This window comes from Paenibacillus sp. FSL R5-0928 (genome assembly GCF_037970385.1).
GTDB lineage: Bacteria > Bacillota > Bacilli > Paenibacillales > Paenibacillaceae > Paenibacillus_AQ > Paenibacillus_AQ odorifer.
Genome location: NZ_CP150225.1, coordinates 3,144,067 through 3,168,202 on the forward strand (window position 1 = coordinate 3,144,067; position 24,136 = coordinate 3,168,202).

The window sequence follows — 24,136 nt, forward strand, 5'->3', positions numbered from 1 at the left end:
CTCAAAAGTGGATTTTTCTACGTATGAGGCAGCCCTTCTCATGAATAAAACAAAGAAGCGCTTCTCTAATAAGAGAGGCGCTTCTTTTAAATTCTACAGAGATTTAGTACGTATATGATTATTTCGTTATCCGATTAATGACCTGTTCGCGTCTAGGACCCACGGAAATCGTAGTAATACGCGTGCCAATAGAGGTTTCAATAAAATCAATGTAAAGCTTAGCTTGTTCTGGCAGATCTTCGAAGTCGGTGATCTGAGAGATATCGCTGTTCCAGCCAGATAAATGCGTGAATATCGGTTTTGCAGAGTTCAGTTTATTCGTAGCCGGGAACTTGTCGGTGATCTCTCCATTTTCAAGCTCATAAGCCACACAAACCGGAATCTCATCCAAATAACCAAGCACGTCAAGATTAGTCAACACGACTTCAGTGGCACCCTGCATTTGGCAACCGTAACGAGTAGCTACAGCATCAAACCAGCCCATACGTCTAGGACGGCCAGTCGTAGCCCCGAATTCCCCGGCATCGCCACCTCTTGTACGAAGTTCATCCGCTACGGGTCCTTCTAATTCCGTAACAAAAGGTCCAGCGCCGACACAACTGGAATAGGCCTTGGTTACAGCGATGACATTCGTGATAGCTGCTGCAGGAAGACCAGCACCGACAGGTGCAAACCCGGCAAGTGTTGAAGAGGAGGTGGAGTAAGGATAAATACCGTGATCAGGATCACGCAGAGCCCCAAGCTGACCTTCAAGTAAAATAGTCTCTCCCTTGGCATAAGCCTCTTGCAGTAAGTCTGTTGTATTGGCTACATAAGGCGCTAGCTGTGCAGCTTCTTCTTGCAGCTGAGCCATTAATTCCGAGATTTGGATAGGCGTTTTCTTATATAAATGCTCAAGTAATATATTTTTGGAAGCGAGTAATTGTTCAAGACGTTTCTCAAGTCGAGCAGGATCAAATAAATCCGCTACCTGTATGCCTAGCTTTGCATATTTATCTGCGTAAAATGGTGCGATTCCTCGTTTTGTTGAACCGAATCCTTGAGATCCCAGACGTTCCTCTTCTAGTTCATCAAACAAACGATGGATTGGAAGCACGATTTGCGCCCGTTCGGATACGAATAATCTAGGTTTTGGCACGCCTCTATCCGTTAAAGCTTTCAGTTCTTTTATTAATACTTCTGTATCAAGTGCTGTTCCTGGTCCGATAATGTTTGTAACGGAAGGATAAAATACCCCAGATGGCAGCATATGCAATGAAAATTTTCCATATTGGTTTATGATGGTATGCCCAGCATTACTACCACCTTGAAAACGAACGACAAAGGAAGATTGTGCAGCTAGCACATCCGTCATTTTTCCTTTTCCTTCGTCGCCCCAGTTTGCTCCTACAATTGCAATTACGGTCACGCGTTTTCGCCTCCCAAGCTTGTTTTTGGCTACAGGACTAAGTATAATGCTAGTTAAATCATTAGAAAAATTGATATAAGTTATATCTATTATAAGGTGGAGTAATGACGTGGGGATGGACATTAATTTGGAGTGGTATCGCTCTTTTTATTGGGTAGCAAATACAGGGAGCTTAACTGCTGCGGCAGAACGACTCAATATTACACAACCGGCAGTAAGTCACACGATTAAACAATTGGAAGAGAAAATGGGCGGCCCGTTATTTTTTCGCACTTCTCGCGGGGTTGATCTAACAACAGAAGGAAAAGTACTGCTTAGCTTTATTGAGCAAGCCTTTCATCATGTAGACATGGGCGAAAGAGCGATCGCAGATATGAACAATCTGAACAGCGGCGAGATTCATATCGGAGCAAGTGACACCTTATGCAAATATTATCTGTTGCCTTTTTTGGAGCAATTTCACGAACAATTTCCCAATATCCGCATTCATATTACGAATCGTACGACACCAGAAACACTTACGCTTTTAAAAGAAGGGAAAATTGATTTTGGTATCGTCAGCTTGCCGACATCTGATAAACAGATTGATTTTCGCAAAAGTACTCAGCTTCAAGATTGCCTTGTAGGAGGCAAAGGTTTTCGTCATTTGGCGGACAAGACCATGCCGCTTGCAGACATTCAGCAGTATCCGTTGTTATGCTTAGAAGCGGGTGGGAGCACCAGAAAGTATATGGATCAGTTTTTAGCTTCTAATCATCTGACGATTACACCTGAATTTGAACTGGGCAGTGTGGATTTGCTTGTTCAGTTTGCGAAACGTGGTTTTGGCCTTGCTTTTGTTATTCGTGATTACGTAACCGAAGAATTGAAGAAAGGTGAGCTTGTCGAGATTCCTCTGGACCCACCTTTGCCAGAACGTAACATAGGAATTGCTACCCTGCGTGGAGTTCCTCTTACAGCTGCTTCAAAGTCTTTTCTAACATTATTAGAGTAGAATCAGGATAAAGAGCAATTTGAGCATACCTAGTGAAGAGGAGGAAAGGTAATGAATTCTTTACTGGCTCGGCTGCGCAAGGGATACGGGAAAAAGCTTCGGGCGCTTCATACCTGGAATGGCTGGCTGGTTGTGTTGCTCACGCTCACAGGACTTGTACTTGTAGGTGGCTTCTGGCGTGGCTTCTTAGGGGAAGGCAGAGTATGGATCAAAGGGCTTCATATCGTGGTCGGTGTTGTTTCGATTATTCCGGTTATTTATTATTTGCTGCTGGCAGGGAAACATTGGAAACAATTGAAGGAGCGGCCTTGGCAACGTTTTAATGTAATCGTTGTACTTTCATTGCTGCTAGGCTGGTTCGTTTCAGGAGTGCTACTTTGGCAATTCCGCGTGGTGGGTCCACATGTATCGAACGTTGCTCTGGTCGTCCATGACTTATTGACCTGGATAGGCCTTCCTTATATTATTTATCATTCTTTGACTCGGGTAAAATGGCTTAAAGAACCGAGCCGCCGGGTAGTGAAAAGCGGCATTGAGACAGGTAGCCCTTCGAATCATCGGGAAACCCCGCAGCCGGTTTATACACGTAGAGCTTTCATACGCGGATCGATTGGTGTTGGGCTTGCGGTAACTATAGGCCCATCGTTTATAAAATGGCTCGGCAGTTCAATTGGAAATATCGGGGGCAGCGAAACGATTGAAAAGCTGATCGAAAGTGATCGCAATCAGTTGTTGCCTGCACCCCAGCCACTGGCGGCATCCTCACCCCCTCTCGGAGGAGGGGCGCAAGGACAATTCCGTGTTTACACAGTCACTCCGATTCCGGAGTTTACGAACAACAATTGGTCTTTTACGATAGATGGGCTTGTGGAGCAGAATTTCAAGTGGAACTGGGAACAGTTCGTAAAGCTGAAGCGGACCGTTCAGGTGAGTGATTTTCACTGTGTGACAGGCTGGTCAGTCTATAAGAATACCTGGGAAGGCATCAAGCTAAAAGATCTTTTGAGTCAGGCCGGTGTGAAGCCCACAGCTAAGACTGTGAAATTCTATTCTGGTGATGGTGTATACACGGATACGCTCACATTGGAACAAGCTGACATGGATGATGTGCTGGTCGCAGTAATGCATGATGGAAAGCCGATTCCTAGCGATCTCGGCGGTCCTGTACGGTTAATCGTTCCGAAGATGTTCGCATACAAGTCTGTGAAGTGGCTGAACCGGATTGAGCTGATCGAAGGCGATCATACGGGATATTGGGAGCAACGCGGGTATTCAAATGATGCGTGGGTATAAAATAGTGATCGTTAACCTTAATGGGCTTGTTGCCTGTTAAGGTTTTTTTGTTGATTAATTCCTTATTTTTTTAACATATAGCAAATGAAGAGACGTAATAACAGAAATTGCTCCATACAATAGAAGTGACTGGATGCAGGAGGTGGTTGTGATGAACGGGGTTAGAGCCATAAAGCTGTTGGGACTTATTCTCGGTGTGGTACTACTGAACATTATCGTGTTGTCACCAGGTTTATTAGGGGTGGAAATCGGAGGAACCAGTGTATTTGAAACCGCTTTGGGTGTGACATTGTTGTTTGTTAGTCTACTTGTTGTTCTTTATGGAAGTTATATTTTATTGTTTAAACCTTCATCTATCCCTGCTGTGAAAACACTGAAATCTTATGAGGATTATATAGCCGCGCTTACTCAATACAAAAATGTCAAAGTACTGAAAAAAGACATTGCGCTTGCTCTAGATCAGATATCCCGGATGGAAAAGAAGAGAAGTACCTTGTTAGATGTTTTAGGTCAGAGATTCGAATCCACTGAACTTAGCTTCAAAAAATTTAATGCAGTCAGTTATGAAGTAGCGAAGCTTTTTTACCGGAACATTCGAGGGATTCTGAATAAACTCAGTGTATTTGATGCCTCAGAGTTCACCCTTTTCTCCAGCCGGCATAGACCCTCACAGTTCTCAGATAAATTGGTGCAGAAAAAGACAGCTTTGTACAATGAATATTTGGCCTACGTAACAGGGTATCTTGGGGCAAATGAAGAGATTCTGCTGAAGCTGGATAAGCTGCTGCTGGAAATATCGCTACTCGACAGTACAGATTATACAGATGTTGAAGAGATGCCTTGTATGAAGGAAATCGATGAGTTGATCAAGCAGACGAAATTTTATAAGCAATGAAGGGGAGATGTGTATGGCTAATAAAGGAAAAACAGTAGCAGTTTTAGGGACCATTACTGTGGTAGTTTTTGCTCTCGTGTATTTTGGAATCACCTTAACCTCTAATATAGGAAAAACCAAAACCCAGATTTCTTCCGAAGATGCGGGGAAGCAGCTAGAGAAGCTATACAAGAACATAAACGTGACTACGGCTGAGCAAATCAAAGGCCAGATTGACCTGGATCCTGTTGCGATTGGGGATTCATTACCAGATATCTCAAAGTTTCCTGTATCCGTAGACAATACAACAGATAGCTTTGTAGAGATATTCTCTTCTACTGAAAAATCAGGAACAGGTAATGACGGGTGGCTGAATGAAGTTGCTACAGATTTTAACAACTCTAATATTGAGGTGAACGGGAGTCACGTTTCTGTGAAAATCCGTAATATTGCTTCAGGTACAGCGACAGATTACATAAGATCTGGGAAGTATGTGCCAGATGCCTTTACCCCTTCAAATGAGTTGTGGGGCGAAATGGTAAAAGCAAACGGGATGAACACGCAGCTAATCACTAAACGCCTTGTAGGTAATGTAGCTGGTATTGTTACCAGTAAGGCGAAATATGATGAACTAATAGAGAAATACGGTTCTTTAAACGTAAAGACGGTTACAGACGCCATAGCAAATAATGAATTATCAATGGGTTATACCGATCCTTTTGCCAGTTCTACGGGTTTGAATTTTCTGGTAACAGCGCTTGGGACGTTTGGCGGTGCAGATTTACTTGGAGAGCAAGCGGTGCAGGGCTTTGAGAAATTCCAAGCAAATGTACCCTTTATCGCCTCAACCACTTTACAGATGCGAGAGGCTGCAAAAACCGGTAAGCTTGATGCTTTTGTCTTAGAATACCAGATCTTTGTGAATGCAACAGATTTGAAGGGGGGGTATGTATTCACTCCTTTTGGTGTAAGACATGACAGCCCGCTTTACGCTTTGGGTGATCTTCCTCAGGAAAAACTCGATATTATTAAGAAGTTTGCTGAGTTTGTTGAACAGGATAAATACCAGGATCTGGGGGAGAAAAAAGGCTTCAATGGTCTTAATGATTACCAATCAGAGCTTAGTACAGTGGATGGCAGTCTCATATCCTCAGCTCAGAAGCTGTGGAAAGAGAAGAAAAATGGCAATAAACCTATCGCCGCAGTATTTGTAGCAGATGTCTCAGGAAGTATGAACGGGGAACCCTTGAACCGTTTAAAGCAATCTTTATTAACAGGCCAGAAGTACTTGGGCAAGGATAACAGCATTGGTTTTGTCTCTTACTCTGATAACGTTACAATCAATCTTCCGATTGGAAAATATGACACGAACCAGCAGTCCATGTTTGTTGGTGCGATTGACAGCCTCCAAGCAAATGGGGGGACGGCTACTTTTGACGGAATCGCGGTAGCCATTCATATGCTTCAAACGGAATTACAGCTAAATCCGGATCTGAAGCCGTTGATCTTTGTATTAAGTGATGGGGAGACCAATGCAGGGCATTCCTTGAATGATATCAGAGGTCTGATTGAAACCTACAAAATCCCGATTTACACGATTGGCTACAATGCGAATATCAAGGCGCTTGAGAGTATTTCGAGTATAAATGAAGCGGCCAACATCAATGCAGATACAGAGGATGTAGTCTATAAAATCGGCAACCTGCTCAATGTTCAAATGTAAGCTATATTTTATAGGAGGGGTTCTATGTCGTTTACTATGGAAGTCGTAAGTCAGGAAAAGCTGAAATCAGTAATTGAGGAGCAGGTCAAACCTGAGCCCGAGGAAGTATCACAACTCAAAGCACTGGCAGTAAACAATGTCTCCGCCATTCTGGATCTGAATTTAGAGTCACTGGATAAGCGAAAAGGGGTGCTGCAATCCATTGATAGCTTCGGTATGGAAACGATGAGATCCTCTTCGGACAAAAACTCCCTGTTGCAGATTTCTGTGGGGAATTTATCAAAAACAGGAGATGAAGGCGGCCAAGTAGCAAAAGGTTTGACGGAGCTTAATCTCCAGCTGAAGGATTTGGATCCCAGTGCAGTAGATTTTGCCAAGACGGGTTTTCTAGGTAAGTTCTTTAATCCATTACGTAGTTATTTTGCTAAATATCAAAAGGCGGATGCTGTGATTTCAGATATTATAATTTCTTTAGATAAGGGTAAGACCGTTTTGAAGAACGACAATACTACGCTGGAATTCGAGCAACAGGCCCTTCGGGAACTCACAAAAAAGCTACAAAAAGAGATTCAGCTCGGCATGTTGATGGATCAGGAGATAGAGACGCAACTGGAAGCGGCTAAGCTGCGTGATGAGGATGAGGAGAAAGTTCGGTTCATTACAGAAGAAGTGCTGTTTCCGTTGAGGCAGCGTGTTATGGATTTGCAACAGATGCTTGTAGTGAATCAACAAGGAATTATGGCCATAGAAGTAGTTATTCGAAATAATAAAGAGCTGATCAGAGGGGTGGACAGAGCTAGAAATGTTACCGTGTCTGCCTTGAAAATATCGGTTACGGTAGCTAGTGCGCTGTATAATCAAAGAATTGTTTTGAAAAAGATCGAACTTCTAAATCAAACCACCGATAGCCTGATCAGCGGTACCTCAAAAATGTTGAAAAACCAAGGGGCGGAAATCCATAAACAGTCGTTAGAATCAAGTATTTCAGTGGATACATTAAAGCAAGCTTTTACAGATGTGCTATCCGCTCTCGATTCCATCAGTACTTATAAGCAGGAAGCTCTCCCCAAAATGCGTGAAACTATTAATCAGTTCAGAGAGCTGGCAGATAATGGCGAACAGCAGATTGTACGGCTGGAAAAGGGAAATAACTTGGGATTGTAGCCTAGCAAAATCATAAAACCGATCAATTATGCGCCTTGAAGGAATAAATCCTAGCCTTTAGTCTGGTATGACTCCAGCCCCAAGACTGTTTTGAGCCTTCTCTTTCCCACGTATAATGAGATTAATTGAAAAACGTGAGAGGAAGGACAATAGAAATGAATGATAAGTTATACTCTATGCCGATGGGAGCTCTTGATTCCATGCATATTCCAGCAGAATCCCAACCCCAATCTAAAACGCGCAAACGTGGAGCAAGTCCAAAGACATATCGGAGTATTTTATACTTCTTAATCTCTTTGCCGCTTACGATTGTATATTTCGTGTTTATGGTGACAGGGCTGACGTTATCCATTGCGTTAACCCCAATATTCATCGGAATTCCTTTGTTTTTTGCAGTAGCTAAGGGATTGGATTACAACGTACAATTTGAGCAAGAGCTGGTCAGATCATTGTTAGATATTCCTAGACCTAGTGAAGAGGCCAGATCGGAAATGCAGCTGGAGGGAGCGGGCTTCCTGCAACGAATGAAGTTAGGTTTTCATGGAGCGAAGTTTGCCCGTAACGTCATGCTGATTATGGGTCGATTCGTATCCAGCATTATATTCTTTTCAATAACAGTAACTGTAGTAGCGGCTGCATTGGGCCTGATTACACTACCTGTGCTGCACCAGATTTTCTTGCAAACCATGGATTTGAACATTTTAGAGAATAGTGTGTTTGCTTTGTTCCAGATCGACTGGACATTATCTCAACAATATATCTCCTATGTAGTAGCTGGATTTGTTGTTGCCTTGTTAGCAAGTTGGGTGATTCGTATGCTTATGGATGTGCAACGTAGAATGCTGTTTGTATCCTACGAGGAAAGACAACAGTACTAATTGGAAAGAAGAGATTGTCTCAAAACAACCCTTTCTGAATCTGAATAAAACGCCAGACAGTGATCCTTCAGTTCGTGGAGAATCACTGTCTGGTGTTTTTGGTCTGCGGGGAGGTTTGCTTTTGCAAATGATGAGCTAGTGGAAGCTGACTGGTTGCTTCTTTGATTTTTTCGTCGGGTTGTTGGTGTGGGAAGTAGAAGGAATCTGCGAAATAGCTGTACTTTGTGCAGTTATTTCGAGTGCCAAAAGAATAATCCTGACTTTAACTGCACTTTATACAACTAAAAACTAGAGAATCCACTTATAAGGGAGTAATTTCAGAAAATAGCTGCACGAAATACACTTATATCCAGTGATCGAGCGTTCTGTTTGATTATAGTTGTATGAAATACAATTAAACTCGAACGCTTTTACACATTGCCCCCCCGTCAACTCAACTCTCCATGCATCACTTGTCGCTGGAGTGTAATCGCACAAATTATATAGATTTATATGTTCATTCATAGGCGCGTGTATCAGGTTAGAGATCAGTTAGTCTTCAACAATCATCTCTTTGGGAACTCCAATCTGGCTTTTCCTATTCCTTTATGCCTTTGAATGATGTTATAAAAATATGCCCTATTCCTGCCTGCTATGGCAATGCTACAAATTGTAGCCCTCACGGAGCGATCCGTAAACCGTTCTTCGGGTTGTTTGGACGTTGTCGGAGTTGGTTTGTATGTCCCAGGATGTACTTGGTTTAGAGCTTACTATAATGCTCCTCCAACATGTGAAAAAATGTTCATTATCCCATATAAATCCTGTATAATGAGAGCTGTGAAAACGTTTGAACAAAAATCAGGAGGGGTTCTATGCATTCAAATGGATTATTTAGATGGAGGTTTTGGGGATTTGCAGTATTAGTTTTGTTAGCGCTTTCGGGATGTTCCAGTAACGGAAATGTAAATGAAAAAGTTGCTACATCACCAACCCCCAATCCAACGATAAGCAATACTTCTAATGCATCGGAGAACCCAACCAATGTGGGGGCGGCAAAAGGTACTGTGCACATAGAGAATCTAGGTGAGCGGAGAATATTTGTCTATTTGCCTGCAGGGTATGAAGCTGACAGTGGGCGTTATCCTGTTGTGTATATGCACGATGGGCAGAATGTTTTTAATACAAATACCAGCTCTTTAGGCAAAGAATGGAGAGTTGAGGAGATCATTGATCAGCTTGTTGCTGATGGAACCATGGAGAAGGTTATCGTGATAGGTGTCGCTTCAAGTGATGGATCAGAACGGGGAATGGAGTATGTTCCATTTCCGGAGGAGTCTATTCCAACGGATGGAACGAGTGCAGCCGAATTTACCCAATATTTTATCAATACAGTTATTCCCTATGTTGATGGTGCTTACCGGACCATTCCCGATCGGGATCACCGGATGATCATGGGATCGTCATTCGGTGCTGTTCAGGCATTATGGATGGGATATCAACATCCGGAGACTTTTTCGTCGATAGGAGCTTTATCCCCTGCTACTTGGGTAGGCAATGGGCGCATGTTGGAGGAGTTGGCGAAAGAGTCCGGGAAGCCTGCATTGAAGATTTGGCTCGACATGGGTGTAACCGAAGGAATGCCAATTGATCCGCTTGTGAATGTGTTAAAGTCGAAGGGATTTGTATCAGGTAAGGACCTATTCTTTCAGATGGACCCTTTGGGTACACATGAAGAGAAGTCATGGAATAGACGTGTACATAGTCCATTGATAATGTTTGCCGGGAAAGAGGCTGGACAAAAGATCAAGCTAGCAGTAAGCGACTATCTAACATTACTAGGACCGGAAGCTCTCGACGTGCGTCTTAATTTAATAGCCACTATGGATAATGGGATGGATTATACAATCCTTGACGGAGTTGGATATCAAGTGTTGAATCCTGAAGTGGGGCAGGTAGATATTGCAGGCAGGGTGAGCTTCCTGAAACCGGAATCCTTGAAAGTAAATGTTTCATTTCAAGATGTTACTGAAGAACATTTGGTTAACTATGAGCATTATGTAAAGGTATTTAAAGTTTATGTGAAATCTCTTGATGTTGACGAGAACGGGGATGAGTTCTCCATTAATCTGAAGCCCTCTGCTCGGAAATTAAATTCAACTCCTGAGTATATCTCAGCGCTAGTGAGCGCTGCTGAAAAAATCGGTATATATACAATTAAGGAGATTCAGGAGGATTCCATAAGTATAACCTTTAATACGAAGTAGTCATTGGAGTTCATAATCAAATGAGGTTATGCTCCTTATTTGAATTTACTATGATCTTAACTAAGGGAAACGGATCCCCTGGCTGATAATCAAGGAATTCTTCCCTAATTCTTTAAACTAAAAGAAGCTGACTCAATAAGTAGAAATTCTTACTTATTGAGTCAGCTGTTTTTTATCGCAAAATATATCCCCCATCCGGAAATAAAGTACTTCCTGTTGTATAGCCATTGGTCATCAAATAAATCGTTGTATGTGCTGCTTCGTCGGCATGGCCAACCCTGCCAAGGAGATTGATATTCGTATATTCGTCGTAAGCCTTGTCTCTAGTTTCCTGTTCTGCGCCTTCCCAATTAAAGTTGGTATGGATGGTTCCAGGGGAAATAACATTTACCCGAATCGGAGCCAATTCTACTGCTAATGCTTTTCCCAGACTTTCAATTGCGCCGTTACAAGCTGCATAGGAGGCACCGTCTGCAAGTGGACGTTGGCTGAATGCGCCGGACATAAGAACAATGGAGCCTGTAGGGTTGATAAAAGGGATAGCATGCTTTACAGCATTATATTGCGGCCAGAACTTTGCATTAAAGCAATTGTGAGCAACCTCTAAGCTCGAAGTAATCGGTCCTCTAACATAGGAGGCTCCCGGAGTGAACAAATGGTCAAATGCGCCGATTTTTTCAAAGAAAGCTTTCAAGTCCTGTTCATTTTGATTATCTAGTGAATGAATTTCAACAGAATCGAATCCCAGAAGCTGTTGAGCATTCTCTAATTTATCTTGTGAACGCCCAGCGATTATGACAGCTGCGCCTTGTTCAACCGCTTGTTTGGCAGTCGCAAGCCCTATTCCGGAGCTTCCTCCGATAATGACGATACGCTGGTTTTTTAATGAAATAGTGGACATATTTATCTTCTCCGTTCATAGTTAATTGGACTTATTAAGTTCTGTTTTTTATTATTAGCTATAAAATATAACCTGCACAGTACGCACTATTTTCGTACTAGGTACGATTTTTCGTACTAGCTGGTTCGAACATATAGTTATATAACTATCGAAAGAGGGGATCACATGGATTTGCTGGAGCCGAGATTGACTGGGGTTCTTACAACACTTGAAAAGATCGGTGGAAAGTGGAAGCCGCTCATTTTATTTATTTTATTGATAGATGGCACAAAAAGATTTGGGGAACTTAGACGGATCATCCCTGATGTTTCCCAAGGTACGTTAGCTAAACAATTACGTGAGCTTGAAGAGGATCAGCTTATCGACCGGGTGAGTTATCATGAGCTTCCTTTGAGGGTAGAATATAGTATTTCAGAACATGGAAAATCGCTAATTACAGTGTTGGATAGCATGTGTGGCTGGGGTAGGATGCATAAAGAATATTTGAATAATACAAATAAGTAGAGGGGGGACATTATTATTCATACTATTTTGCAGGAACCAACGGGTCAGACCTACAAGACGCTGGTACAGGTAGCTATGGAAGTATGTGATGAATTTATTCTAGTAAAACGTGATCAGATGGAGTTGGAGCCAGAAGGAGTTGAACTGCTTGAACAGCTGCAACCATTTCTCAAAAAGGTCATAAAAGATGACTATTGGCCGGGGACTCGGCTTATGGGGCATTATGCAGATGTTTATTTTTTTCATTGTTCACCTGAAGCGGTCGATATTCTTTTATCCTATTCCACCAGCTTGTACTCGTGGGTACAGACCAGGCTGCCTGATGATCTTTGTTTTCTAAAACAAGGACAACCGTGGCTAATCAATACAGCCCATGAGAGAGAAAGCAATTTGATCACTGATGTGAATGAGGAACTTAATAGACTAGAGGAGTGCGGATTGTTGTTCCGTGACTTATCTGAGTTTTATAACGTTGATTAAAAATTTAACTCATATTTAGTGCAGAAGAACCCGCATTTGGTGCGGGTTCTTCTGCATGCTCATTAATATTTCTACGCATCTGTTAAACTACAAGATTTCATATATTCAAAGAAAAGTATTGATAATTATTCTCATATGATTTAATATGATAACGATTCTCATTATCATCACTTTGGTTTGAAGAATGATAAATAAAATATAGATGGGGAGATTGAATATGAATCAGAAAAAATATTTATTAGCTGGGGTATCAGCAGTTTTAGCTTTGAGTTTGGCAGCTTGCGGTAACAATGAGAAGGATAAGACAGCTTCAGAAAAAAGCACAAATAATGCTGCAGTAGCAGCAGAAGGAACAGCAAATAACAAAGGAAATGCGGCTCAGGAGGCAGTTGCCACTGAACAAACCGTTACATATTTGGGCAAGGATTATGTCGTGCCTGCAGAGATTAATAATATTGTAGCAGCAAGTCTCGAATCTATGGAGGATGCCGCCATACTGGGAGTGAAACCTGTAGGTGTACTTGCGATAGCTGATGCTATTCCAGGTTATCTGTCAACAGAGCTAGCGGGTGCATCCTTAGTGGGGGATAAATTTGCTCCAAGTAATGAAGCGATCCTGCAGCTGGATCCAGATGTTATCTTAGGGTCTTCCAAGTTTGGGGAAGATGTGGCAGGCGCACTTAATAAAATTCAAACGATGATTCCTTATTCACATATTTCAACGAACTGGAAAGATAACTTGCTCTTATTAGGTCAATTATCCGGTAAGACGGCAGATGCGGAAAAGATTATTAGCGATTATGAATCTAAAGCCGCTGATGCTAAGGCTGAAATCGGAGAAAAGCTGAAAGATCAATCCATTCTAGTCATTCGTATTCGTCAAGGCAGTATGTGTGTATATCCTGCTGGCGTTTATTTGAATCCGGTTATTTATGAAGATCTGGGCGCTGCCATTCCTGAGGTGATCTCCTCTACAGAGGCACAAGCAGAGCTTTCATTAGAAGCTTTGGCGGATATTAATCCGGACTATATTTTCTTGCAGTTTGAGACTAGTGAGAATACTGATAATGCAACAGCACTTGATGATTTGCTCAAGAATCCGATCTTCAAAAGCGTTACTGCTGTCAAAAATAATCATGTGTTTGTAAATGCAATTGATCCGTTGGCACAAGGTGGAACGGCTTGGTCTAAAGTAAGATTCCTGGATTCAGCAATTGAAAACCTGTTGAAGTAAAACCAAAGGTGCGATGAATAAAATGAATACAAAAAATTGGAAAGTTATATTGATCCTATCAACTTCTCCATTATTCATCGTATTAGCAATTGTTGTATCCGTCTTATATGGTGTTAAAGATATTGGAATATTGACAATATGGCAGGCGATTACACACTTCGATGCTAATAATGTGGACCACAACATTATTATGACATCTAGATTTCCGCGTGTAATCGCCGCTTTATTAGTTGGAGCGGCTCTGGCTGTTTCAGGGGCGTTAATGCAGGGGGTTACACGTAACTATCTTGCATCACCATCGATTATGGGAGTAAATGACGGATCGGCATTTGTTATTACGTTGGCTATGGTGTTTTATCCGGGATTATCGAATGTTCAGATGATTATTTTATCCATGGTGGGTTCAGCCATCGGAGCGGGTTTGGTTTTCGGATTTGGTTCCTTGGTCAAAAACGGTTTATCACCAGTCAGGTTAGCTATTATTGGGACTGTAATTGGTACTTTTTTAAGTAGTATCGCCTCAGCAGTAGCGATGTTTTTTCAAGTCTCACAAAATGTTAGCGTTTGGTATAGCTCGAAAATACATACCGTTAATCCAGATATGCTAATATTATCGATTCCTTTTATAATCGTTGGACTGCTCTTGGCGGTTAGTATTTCTAAATCAGTAATGGTTGCTTCCCTAGGGGATGAAACGGCGATTAGCTTGGGTCAACGAACAAAATGGGTGAAAATTGTCAGTATTATATCTGTTATATGTCTGACCGGGACAGCAGTAGCTTTAGTTGGCAAGATAGCCTTTGTGGGCCTAATCATTCCTCATATTACACGTTTTATCGTAGGTATAGACTATCGCTTTATCATTCCTTGCTCAGCGGTGATTGGAGCTGTTTTTTTAGCGTTATGCGATGTCTTAAGCCGTTATATTAACTTTCCGTTTGAGACGCCAATCGGTGTTGTAACAGCCTTTATTGGAATCCCGTTCTTCCTTTATTTAATTCGGGTTAAAGGGGGAGAGCAGCGTGGATAGAAGTAAAATACAGTTTAGCCGCTATATGCTGACACTATTAGTTTTTATCCTGTTAACCCTTGTGGCGGGGTATTTTCATCTTACGAATGGCGTGTTTGATATGTCTGTAATGGATGTGATAAAAACGCTGCTGCGAATAGATCCTAACCCTAAATTTGATCTGGTTATTTTTCAGTTTCGGTTACCACGGATCATTATTGCTTCTTTAGTAGGAATAGGTCTGGGGATGGCGGGAACTGTCATTCAAGGAATTACCCGTAACGGGCTGGCTGATCCAGGGATCCTTGGGATTAATGCAGGCGCTGGAGCTGCCATCGTCGCGTTTATGTTTTTCTTTCAGATGTCGGGAGTTACTTTTTTCAAAGAAAGCTGGTTCTCGATACTAGCCATGCCGCTGTTTGGTTTTGTAGGTGGGCTTGCCGCAGTTGTGATTATCTTTATTTTCTCTTGGCGGAATGGTGCACTCGATATGCAACGCTTGATTTTGACAGGGATCGCGATTAGTAGTGGTTTTGGTGCGTTGTCGTTGTATATTTCTCTGAAAATGAATGCAAGTGATTATGAAATGGCCGCGGTTTGGAGTGTCGGAAGTATTTATAGCGCGAACTGGACTTATATCATTATGATCGCACCTTGGGTGCTTATTTTAGGATTTGTAATGTATCGAAAAAGCTATTTACTCAATTATTTTCAATTGGAGGATTCCAGTACAAAAAGCTTGGGGATCTCGGTAGAAAAAGAAAAGCTGATCTTTCTGTTATGCAGTGTGGGGATTGTAAGTGTTTGTGTATCTGTATCCGGTTCTATAAGTTTTATAGGCTTGATGGCTCCTCATATCGCCAGACGATTAGTAGGAATTAATCACCGCTATATTATGTTATCCAGTGCAGTGGTTGGGATGTTTTTGCTGGTGATCTCAGATTATTTTGCCAAAACAATATTTCAGCCGGCAGAGTTACCCGTGGGTATAGTCGTTTCGATTATTGGTATTCCATATTTCTTATATTTATTAGCCAAGTCAAGAGTGTAGGGGAGAGAGTACAGAAAAAATGACAACACAAGTAGAGCTCGAACACACAGAATCATGGAAACTTGAATCTCAGTATATGGGTTACACGTACGATATAAAGGTTTCTCTTCCCAGAGAAGCAGCACCAGAAAAGGGCTTTCCAGTATATTACATGCTCGATGGTAATTCATATTTTCAATTAGGTCGGGATGTCGTAAAACTGCAGTCAAGAAATGCCCCAAAAACTTTTATTGCACCAGCAATTGTGATTGGAATTGGACATTATGGTACAGATGAAGAGGTCTCTAAAAGAAGATTTTATGATTTCACACCTCCTGCGAGGCAGTATGTATATCCGGATCGATTGAAAAATGCTGACATAGGACCACATGGTGGGGCTGAGAAGTTTTTAGCTTTTTTAGAATTAGAGTTAATGCCAGCAATCAACAAGAAATATAATGTGGATCAGCATAAACAAGCCTTGTTTGGTCACTCTCTCAGCGGTTTATTTGTCCTCTGGACGTTATTCACTCGTGCGAAGCTATTCCAGTATTATTTGGCCTCTAGTCCATCCATTTGGTGGAATGATCATGAAATCCTGACGTATGCGGAGCGGTTTAATAACAATGGTCAAGTGAAGATGACCGATAAACAAAAGTTATTGATTACCGTAGGGAGTGAAGAGTCGTTTATGGTCGATGACGCAGCATTATTATTTTCAAAAATGAATGAATATGCTCTGCCTAATTTAGAGGTTGAGCACTATGTCGCACCCAATGAAAATCACGCTTCTGTAGTGCCAACGATTATGAGTAGAGCGTTTCGAGTGCTGAACTGTTAAGGAGTGGGGATATGACGCAAATTAGGGCAGGCGAGCTTGTGCTTTTTGAACATATAGATCGTCAGATTACCGTGTATTTACCGAAAGAATATCATCTATTTCCGGAGCGGATATTTCCAGCGGTTTTCTTACAGGATGGAGATTTTTTGTTCAAAGAGGCGATTATAGCTATAGAGAAAGATGTGGAAGAGGGAGTAACAGAGCCGGTTATTTTTATCGGGATTGATTCTCAACTGCGGAATGATGAATATACACCTTGGGAAATGCCTGCTCTTTTTAAGGATTGGTCCTTTGGGGGCAAGGGCGATGATTATTTGAATTACGTCTATCAGGATCTTGTACCCTATATCAAAAGCTCCTATCGCATCTCTAACGAGCCGAAGAAATTGGCTTTGGGTGGTGTTTCACTAGGTGGATTAATAAGTCTGTACGCAATGTACAAGACTGAAGCTATTTTTGGAAATTTTATATTCATATCTGCGTCTGTATGGTTTAAAGATTTCATTCATTACATGGAAGCTTCAAGACTAGATAGGGAATGCAGAATTTATATGTATGTTGGTGAACAGGAAGGTATCCACAAGACAAATGTCCAGAAGGACATGGTGCCTAACAGCAAACGTGCTTATGATATTTTAAAAGAGAAGATTGATGAAGCTGATCAGCGTGTGAAGTTTGAGACGGATCCGCTGGGCACGCATAATGACATGTTTTTCCTGCAATATTTTCCGAATAGTATCAGGTTCTTATTTCCTGCAAAATAAACATAATAGGACGAGCGGGAGAGAGTAGCCTTGCTTCGTCCTATTTATCGATGAAAAGGGTCATGGCTAGCACATAGCTGCTCTAGTTATTCTTCTGTAAATTCTCGAGATGGGCATCCAAATTGTCGAAGGTTTGGGAAATCCCCTCTAACATCCCCATATCAATAACTTGTTGCAAGGCTTCCGGAGAAGAGTATTTACCGGTATTCACCAGCTTCGTTTGACCATCCAGGACGATAAAATCTAGTTGGACAAGCGTCTCAGGCAAATCTTTTGAAATATTACCCTCTGCATCTGAGAACCCATCTGTATAAATGACTTGTTCTGGGACTGTAATTTCCTTATACAATGCCTTGCCCCAAGACTCCATACCGTAGAAATCACCTTGATTCTTATCCTCGCACTTCATGCAATAATGCCAAGTACCCCCTGGACGGAAATCGACATTACATACGGGAAGCGTCCAACCTTTTGGACCCCACCAGTGCTTCAAATGCTCAGCCTCAGAAAAAGCTTTGAATACAAGTTCACGTGGAGCTTGGAATACGCGCTCTAATACTAACGTGTTGCCATCAACAATTTTGGATACCACTTGGTTGGACGGGTTAGAATTTGTCATGGGATAGATCCTCCTCAAATTTGTTTGCTTCCTGCCAATTTCAGCCTGAGACTATGATTTTTTATTGTTTTCATTGCTCTGTAGCTTTTGCAAATAATCATCCAGTCGATCATATCGTTCTTCCCATATATGGCGGTAGGAGTCTAACCAATCGTCTATTTCCTTAAATGGATCAGGACGGAGCTTGCAAATGCGCTTGTTAGCAACAGCTTGAACTTCAATTAAGCCTGCTTCACTAAGGACACGCAAATGCTTGGACGCTTGAGGCTGCCGTAGCTGAAGACTTTCTGCAATCTCCCCAACGGTTAAGGGATTAACCCGTAATAGTTCAACGATCTGCATGCGGTGTGGCTCAGCTAAGGCACTCATAACGTTAGTATTCATAAACGAGGATCACTTCGATTCATTAAATTCATTCGCTCTATTAATGACGCACCATGGTTAAACGGCTCTATAGCGCCTCCTTTTTGTTATTTCCTGTTTGTAATATTAATTTTAATATACCATGACAGGAATATTCCTGTAAAGGAATGTATAAAATGCATTGAATGACACCTGCAAAAGAAGGGCATGATACAAGCATTAAAAAGAAATATGTTCCATGATAACCATCAAACTTTACAAAAAACATAGGAATAGATATAATTAAGTATAACTTATCGGGTTTTAGAAATACGCAAGGGGCCTAACGCCAGTGGGCTCCTTTTGTATTTCTTGGCCATGTTACAGGAGGGTGAAGGTCATACACAATGAAAAGATTATGGTTTGTGTTCATTATGGTCCGCATGGGGAGCGTTTAATCCGGCGTGGTGTCCAACTATCTGAAATTATAGGGGCGCCATTGTTTGTATTAAATGTCGATAGTTCGGATATTGATGAATATAATCAGAGCAAAGAAATGTATATGACGGTCTGGAAACGTCTTGCCGATGAAGCTGGCGCAGAGTTTATCATTCGGAAACGTGAAGGCCGAAAAACAACAGATATTATTGTAGAAGTTGCTGAAGAGAATGAGGTTACACAGATCGTCATTGGACAATCTGCTCAAACTCGGTGGCAGGAGCTTACCAAACGTAATTTCATCAATGAACTCATTGGTAAAATGAAAATGATGGATCTGCATGTCGTGGCTGTGCAGCGGATGCGCGCCGGGTTGGAAGAAACCCATGAGGAAGGCGTTATCGCCTACCTGGTCAAAAACGGGGCTGAATATCAGCTCAGTGATGAACCTCAGGGAGAGTATTCGCTTAAGGGAAAGTTCTTTCACGAACTACACACAGAATTTGAGAACGGTTTATTCAGAATTGAGCAGGAAGATGGAAAGGCTAGATATCTGCATATTTGTGATGGCACATTGACCGATTCTTTATAATCGGGCTTGCCCTTATCAACATTGGGGCCTTGTATATAAGGCCCTACCAATCATATGATCTTTGGCTTTTGGTAAAAAAGTAAGTACTAAAGTTCACAACTTGATAAGCTCAAGTGGAAAAGGAGGACTGCCTTTGCTGCATGTAATCATACTTGTTCCGTTTCTAATGGCCTTAGTAATCGCACTTTTGTCCAAGAGAGCACCCAACCTTCATAGAGGATGGCTTGTTTTCCCTGGTTCACTCGTTTTGTTTGTTTATTTCTTAACCCGGATTCCCGTTATTAAGGGTGGGGATTTGGGATATGAAACCATTTCATGGATTCCTTCACTAGGAATTGATTTGGTTTTCCATCTGGATGGATTAAGTTTGTTGTTTGCTTTGCTAATCACTGGGATGGGTAGTCTTGTAATTATCTATTCAATTTATTATCTTGACCGGCGAAAAGAAGCGTTAACCCCTTTTTATATTTATCTGATGTTGTTTATGGGGGCGATGCTTGGCGTTGTGCTCTCGGATAACTTGATGGTGTTATACGGCTTTTGGGAATTAACAAGTGTTTCGTCATTTCTGTTAATTGCCTTTTGGCATCGGCGGCAAAAATCGCGGTATGGTGCTCTCAAATCTATGTTGATTACCGTATTTGGTGGTTTAGCGATGTTTGCCGGCTTTTTAATGCTTTATGTAATGACAGGCACCTTTAGTATCCGGGAAATTTGGAGTGAGGTTGGCGATATTAGCGGGCATGCTTTATTTATTCCGGCGATGCTACTAATTCTTTTAGGCGCCTTCACCAAATCAGCGCAGTTCCCGTTTCATATCTGGCTGCCAGATGCCATGGAGGCACCTACACCCGTTAGCGCCTATCTTCACTCGGCAACGATGGTTAAAGCTGGATTGTATCTTGTCGCCCGTTTCAGCCCTGTTTTTGCGGGGCAATATGAGTGGTTCTGGGTTGTGTCAGGCGTCGGTTTGATCACCTTGATTTATGGCTCTATCCAGGCGATGAAGCAGACGGACCTGAAGGCTCTATTAGCCTATTCAACGATTAGTCAACTTGGACTGATTATGGGATTGCTGGGAATGGGATCGGCAGCGGCATTTTATGTAGGGGGAGATTCAGTCATTTACACTGCTGCAACAACAGCGGCTATCTTTCACCTTATTAACCATGCCATCTTTAAAGGCTCTTTGTTTATGATGGTCGGTATAGTTGACCATGAGACGGGTACCCGCGACCTGCGAAAGCTGGGCGGACTGATTTCCATTATGCCGGTTACCTTTACGGTAGCGATGATCGGCAGTTTCTCGATGGCTGGTTTGCCGCCATTTTCCGGGTTTTTAAGTAAAGAAATGTTTTTTACAGCTGTTCTGAATATCCGAAACCTGGATATATTGTCTGTTCCCTCGTTGTTTACGCTCTTCCCGGTTTTGGCCTGGATTGCCAGCGTGTTTACTTTTGCATACAGTATGATTTTGGTTTTTCACACCTTTTTCGGAAAATATCAGCCTGAGAAGCTGGACAAAAAACCGCATGAAGCCCCATTTGGACTTCTGCTTGCCCCGTGCCTGCTAGCAGTGCTGTCTATATTTATCGGTTTTTTCCCGAATATATTATCCAATACACTTATTATCCCTGCAATGAATGCTATTCACCCAATCTTGCAGACCGGAGAACCCTTTGTTGTGAATATTCATTTCTGGCACGGCTTTACACCAGAAATATGGATGACACTTGGTGTTGTGATTCTTGGTATTATTGTATACCGAATCTATGGCCGCTGGAGTCTGGTCGATAAAGAATGGGGCAGTGGCTACACTTTAAATCAAGTCTATGACGGAGTAATCCGGCTGGTCGAGAAATCGTCTAGGGCGTTGACTGGCACCTATATGACAGGTTCTATGCGCCATTACTTGATGTATATCTTCGCTTTCCTAATCGTAGCCATTGGTGGAGCCGTGTGGTATACCGATGGAATTACGCTTGGGACAACTGAATATGCTCCGTTTTCGTTGTTTGAAGTTATTGTTGTTATGGTTATGCTTGTGGGCGCTTTGGCTATCCCATTTGTACGTTCCAGAATCACAGCCATTTTGTTAACAGGAATGGTTGGTTATATGGTTACTTTACTCTTTGTTCTGTTCCGGGCACCTGATCTGGCGCTTACGCAGATGATTGTCGAAGTAGTATCCGTTACATTGTTCCTGCTATGTTTTCGGCATTTGCCTAAGCTGGAGAAAGAACCGTTCAAACTTCGGTCCCGCTTGCCTAAGCTAATTATTTCCATCGGGATGGGAATAACCATGACATTGGTTGCACTTGCTGCTTTAGGCAGTAGTCCGTTCGAATCCATCTCGAAATATTATGTGGAGAATAGCTATACCTTGGGTGGCGGTAAAAATATTGTTAATGTTCTGCTCGTTGATTTCCGCGGCTTTGATACCATGTTTGAAATTACAGTGCTTGGCCTTGCCTCACTTGCTATTTATTCCATGATCAAACTGCAGTTGGATACGGATGGAACTATTGCCCCACTGAAGCGGGCTGTGAAGGATAATAAACCACGTTCTTCTGTAAGTGATGATGTGTTACTACAAGCGGTAGCTAAAGTAGCCTTCGTTATGATACTAATATTTTCGCTTTATCTGTTTTTCGCCGGACATAATAATCCGGGAGGCGGATTTATTGGAGCATTGATGGCATCAGCCGCATTGGTACTGCTCGCCATTACTTTTGGGATTGATATGGTTGAGAAGGTATTGCCTATCGACTATCGTAAGTTAATCGCGATAGGGGTATCTGTAGCTTTTCTTACAGGAATAGGTTCGTTTTTATTCGATGTACCTTTTCTGAGCCAAGCGTTTGGCTATTTCCAACTGCCACTTATGGGCAAAACAGAACTGACCACAGCAATGTTCTTTGATCTCGGTGTTTTCTTAGCTGTTATTGGTGTCACTATGAATATCATATTTACGATCGGGAGGGATAGCTAATGGAGCTTATTATTGCCCTGGCGATCGGTGTACTGTTTTCCGTAGGTGTTTATCTAGTTCTTTCCAAAAGCTTGCTGCGTATCCTTCTGGGAACCACTTTAATAACGCACGGCGTTCATTTGTTGTTACTGACAATGTCTGGCCTCAAGACAGGTGCTGCACCATTGCTGGGTGAGGAAGCGGAAGCTTATGTCGATCCTTTGCCGCAGGCGCTCATTTTGACCTCTATTGTAATTAGCTTTGGAGTAACAGCATTTTTTATTGTTTTGGCATACCGGACTTACCGCTCGACGGGTACCGATGATGTGGAAGGAACCAAGGAGGAGAGACGATGAACAACTTGTTAGTGCTGCCTCTGCTGATTCCGGCCATTACGGCAGTTATACTCATTTTTCTGAAAGAACGAGTACGTCTGCAACGAATCATAAGTGCCGTCAGTGTGTTTTTAAATATCTTTGTTGCAGGATTCATTGTGTATCAGGTAAATACAAACGGTATCCAGACCTTATATATGGGGGGATGGCGTCCACCTTATGGCATTGTGTTTGTTGCCGATATGTTTTCGGCATTGCTCGTGTTGACAGCGGCCATTGTTGGTGCGGCTTGTCTGTTTTTTTCCTTCGCTAGCATTGGGGAAGACAGAGAACGGTTTTATTACTACCCGTTTTTCCATTTTTTATTAACCGGGGTTTTTGGCTCTTTCCTCACCGGGGACCTGTTTAACTTGTTTGTCTGCTTTGAGGTGCTGTTAGTTGCTTCTTACGCTTTGATCGTACTTGGTGGGTCCAAGGGTCAACTGCGAGAGACATTAAAGTATGTATTAATTAATGTGATTTCCTCTTCCTTGTTTGTGGCGACGATTGCTTATTTATATGCTGCGACAGGCACACTGAATATGGCGCATTTATCTATGCGTGTAGCAGAGGCGGGACAAGGCGGTGTAATGAACGTCATTGCGGTCCTGCTGCTAATTGTATTTTCGATTAAGGCAGGTTTGCTGCTCTTTTTCTGGCTTCCCGATTCCTATAGTGCACCGCCATTGGCTGTTAGAGCCCTGTTTGGGGCTTTGTTAACCAAGGTCGGATTGTATGCAATTACACGTACCTTTACTTTGATTTTTATTCAAGAACCGGGACTCACCCATACATTGATTGCCTGGATGGCGGGGGCGACAATGATACTTGGGGCAATCGGGGCATTGGCTTACAACGATCTGGGCCGAATATTTAATTATAATATCATCATCAGTGTAGGATTTATTGCTTTTGGGATCTCTGTCGCAACTCAGGATTCGTTAAATGGTGTAGTGTTTTATTTAATGCATGACATGGTTGCCAAAGCATTATTATTTTTCCTGGGTGGGATGATTATCTCAGCTTCGGGCACCGACCGATTAAAAGAAATGGGTGGTTTGATCCGACGTTATCCGTGGACCGGCTGGATGTTTTTTGTACTGACTTTGGCATTGGTTGGTGTTCCACCCCTTAGTGGTTTCGCTGGAAAAGTGATGATGGTGCGTAGTGGATTTGGAGAGAATCACGTGGCTCTGGCGCTGATTGCACTTGCATCCAGCTTTGTAGTGTTATATTCCTTGATCAAGGTATTCCAGCAAGTATTCTGGGGTGGCGAGAAAAGGGAAGAACAAGTCAAACCGCTTCATTATAAAGCCATGATGGCACCGGCGGCTGTTCTGTTCGTGATTGTAATACTGATGGGTGTAGGTGCGGAGACGGTAAACGGTTTTGTGAGTCAAGCCGGAGCCGTACTGGCTGATCCAGCACTATACATTAACGCTGTCATGAAGGAGTGATAC

The 24,136-nt window shown here is 42.3% G+C and carries 22 protein-coding genes; 18 read left to right on the top strand and 4 right to left on the bottom strand.

Annotated elements, in window-relative coordinates; translation table 11 throughout:
- Positions 1-118: 118 nt before the first annotated feature.
- Positions 119-1,408, bottom strand: coding sequence for an adenylosuccinate synthase (locus MKZ16_RS14065; RefSeq protein WP_076104291.1), 1,290 nt, complete (start codon positions 1,406-1,408; stop codon positions 119-121).
- 115 nt (positions 1,409-1,523) lie between these two features.
- On the opposite strand from MKZ16_RS14065, the gene MKZ16_RS14070 reads away from it, so the two are divergent.
- From MKZ16_RS14070 to MKZ16_RS14100, 7 genes are all read left to right on the top strand, one after another.
- On the top strand, positions 1,524-2,402 hold the full coding sequence (locus MKZ16_RS14070) for a LysR family transcriptional regulator (protein WP_036686616.1): 879 nt from the start codon (positions 1,524-1,526) through the stop codon (positions 2,400-2,402).
- Between the two features lie 51 nt (positions 2,403-2,453).
- Positions 2,454-3,695 carry a molybdopterin-dependent oxidoreductase gene (locus MKZ16_RS14075; protein ID WP_076104290.1) on the top strand — a complete coding sequence of 414 codons (1,242 nt, stop codon included), beginning with the start codon at positions 2,454-2,456 and terminating at the stop codon, positions 3,693-3,695.
- A 151-nt stretch (positions 3,696-3,846) separates the two neighbouring features.
- Positions 3,847-4,590, top strand: coding sequence for a hypothetical protein (locus MKZ16_RS14080; protein ID WP_076104289.1), 744 nt, complete (start codon positions 3,847-3,849; stop codon positions 4,588-4,590).
- A gap of 13 nt (positions 4,591-4,603) precedes the next feature.
- Positions 4,604-6,292 carry a VWA domain-containing protein gene (locus tag MKZ16_RS14085; protein ID WP_076104288.1) on the top strand — a complete coding sequence of 563 codons (1,689 nt, stop codon included), beginning with the start codon at positions 4,604-4,606 and terminating at the stop codon, positions 6,290-6,292.
- 24 nt (positions 6,293-6,316) lie between these two features.
- Positions 6,317-7,456 carry a toxic anion resistance protein gene (locus MKZ16_RS14090; RefSeq protein WP_036686385.1) on the top strand — a complete coding sequence of 380 codons (1,140 nt, stop codon included), beginning with the start codon at positions 6,317-6,319 and terminating at the stop codon, positions 7,454-7,456.
- A 155-nt stretch (positions 7,457-7,611) separates the two neighbouring features.
- A complete protein-coding gene (locus MKZ16_RS14095; protein ID WP_076104287.1) occupies positions 7,612-8,334 on the top strand; it encodes a sensor domain-containing protein in 723 nt (240 codons plus the stop codon).
- Between the two features lie 851 nt (positions 8,335-9,185).
- Positions 9,186-10,577: an alpha/beta hydrolase-fold protein gene (locus MKZ16_RS14100; RefSeq protein WP_076104286.1), complete on the top strand. Its 1,392-nt coding sequence runs from the start codon at positions 9,186-9,188 to the stop codon at positions 10,575-10,577.
- Between the two features lie 172 nt (positions 10,578-10,749).
- On the opposite strand, the gene MKZ16_RS14105 is transcribed toward MKZ16_RS14100, so the two are convergent.
- A complete protein-coding gene (locus MKZ16_RS14105) occupies positions 10,750-11,478 on the bottom strand; it encodes an SDR family oxidoreductase (RefSeq protein ID WP_076104285.1) in 729 nt (242 codons plus the stop codon).
- Positions 11,479-11,643: 165 nt separating this feature from the next.
- Between MKZ16_RS14105 and MKZ16_RS14110 the strand changes: the two genes are divergently transcribed.
- The 7 genes from MKZ16_RS14110 (at position 11,644) to MKZ16_RS14140 (ending at position 17,340) form a co-directional block, all read left to right on the top strand.
- On the top strand, positions 11,644-11,982 hold the full coding sequence (locus MKZ16_RS14110; protein WP_036686390.1) for a winged helix-turn-helix transcriptional regulator: 339 nt from the start codon (positions 11,644-11,646) through the stop codon (positions 11,980-11,982).
- A gap of 27 nt (positions 11,983-12,009) precedes the next feature.
- Positions 12,010-12,462 (top strand): hypothetical protein, encoded by a 453-nt coding sequence (locus tag MKZ16_RS14115; RefSeq protein WP_051491456.1) that lies wholly within the window; start codon positions 12,010-12,012, stop codon positions 12,460-12,462.
- A 217-nt stretch (positions 12,463-12,679) separates the two neighbouring features.
- Positions 12,680-13,696: an ABC transporter substrate-binding protein gene (locus MKZ16_RS14120; protein WP_036686393.1), complete on the top strand. Its 1,017-nt coding sequence runs from the start codon at positions 12,680-12,682 to the stop codon at positions 13,694-13,696.
- Between the two features lie 13 nt (positions 13,697-13,709).
- On the top strand, positions 13,710-14,726 hold the full coding sequence (locus tag MKZ16_RS14125; protein ID WP_036686394.1) for an iron ABC transporter permease: 1,017 nt from the start codon (positions 13,710-13,712) through the stop codon (positions 14,724-14,726).
- Positions 14,727-14,751: 25 nt separating this feature from the next.
- Positions 14,752-15,756 (top strand): iron ABC transporter permease, encoded by a 1,005-nt coding sequence (locus MKZ16_RS14130; RefSeq protein ID WP_076104305.1) that lies wholly within the window; start codon positions 14,752-14,754, stop codon positions 15,754-15,756.
- 19 nt (positions 15,757-15,775) lie between these two features.
- Positions 15,776-16,576, top strand: a complete 801-nt coding sequence (locus tag MKZ16_RS14135; RefSeq protein ID WP_076104284.1) for an alpha/beta hydrolase-fold protein — start codon at positions 15,776-15,778, stop codon at positions 16,574-16,576.
- Between the two features lie 11 nt (positions 16,577-16,587).
- Positions 16,588-17,340, top strand: a complete 753-nt coding sequence (locus tag MKZ16_RS14140) for an alpha/beta hydrolase-fold protein (protein ID WP_076104283.1) — start codon at positions 16,588-16,590, stop codon at positions 17,338-17,340.
- A gap of 82 nt (positions 17,341-17,422) precedes the next feature.
- Here the strand turns inward: MKZ16_RS14140 and MKZ16_RS14145 are convergent, their stop codons facing one another.
- The gene (locus MKZ16_RS14145) at positions 17,423-17,959 is read right to left on the bottom strand and encodes an SRPBCC domain-containing protein (protein WP_036686397.1); all 537 of its coding nucleotides are present in this window, start codon (positions 17,957-17,959) and stop codon (positions 17,423-17,425) included.
- A gap of 51 nt (positions 17,960-18,010) precedes the next feature.
- Positions 18,011-18,343, bottom strand: a complete 333-nt coding sequence (locus MKZ16_RS14150; RefSeq protein ID WP_036686399.1) for a metalloregulator ArsR/SmtB family transcription factor — start codon at positions 18,341-18,343, stop codon at positions 18,011-18,013.
- A gap of 349 nt (positions 18,344-18,692) precedes the next feature.
- Here MKZ16_RS14150 and MKZ16_RS14155 point away from each other — a divergent pair, with 349 nt between their 5' ends.
- The 4 genes from MKZ16_RS14155 (at position 18,693) to MKZ16_RS14170 (ending at position 24,133) form a co-directional block, all read left to right on the top strand.
- Positions 18,693-19,331, top strand: a complete 639-nt coding sequence (locus MKZ16_RS14155) for a universal stress protein (protein WP_232061321.1) — start codon at positions 18,693-18,695, stop codon at positions 19,329-19,331.
- A gap of 127 nt (positions 19,332-19,458) precedes the next feature.
- Positions 19,459-22,323: a Na+/H+ antiporter subunit A gene (locus MKZ16_RS14160; RefSeq protein ID WP_076104304.1), complete on the top strand. Its 2,865-nt coding sequence runs from the start codon at positions 19,459-19,461 to the stop codon at positions 22,321-22,323.
- Entirely contained in the window at positions 22,323-22,658 is a 336-nt protein-coding gene (locus MKZ16_RS14165; RefSeq protein ID WP_036686402.1) for a Na(+)/H(+) antiporter subunit C, read from the top strand. The genes MKZ16_RS14160 and MKZ16_RS14165 overlap by 1 nt, the downstream gene beginning before the upstream one ends.
- Complete coding sequence (locus MKZ16_RS14170; RefSeq protein ID WP_076101745.1) at positions 22,655-24,133, top strand: Na+/H+ antiporter subunit D; 1,479 nt, start codon at positions 22,655-22,657, stop codon at positions 24,131-24,133. The genes MKZ16_RS14165 and MKZ16_RS14170 overlap by 4 nt, the downstream gene beginning before the upstream one ends.
- The last annotated feature ends 3 nt before the right edge of the window (positions 24,134-24,136 follow it).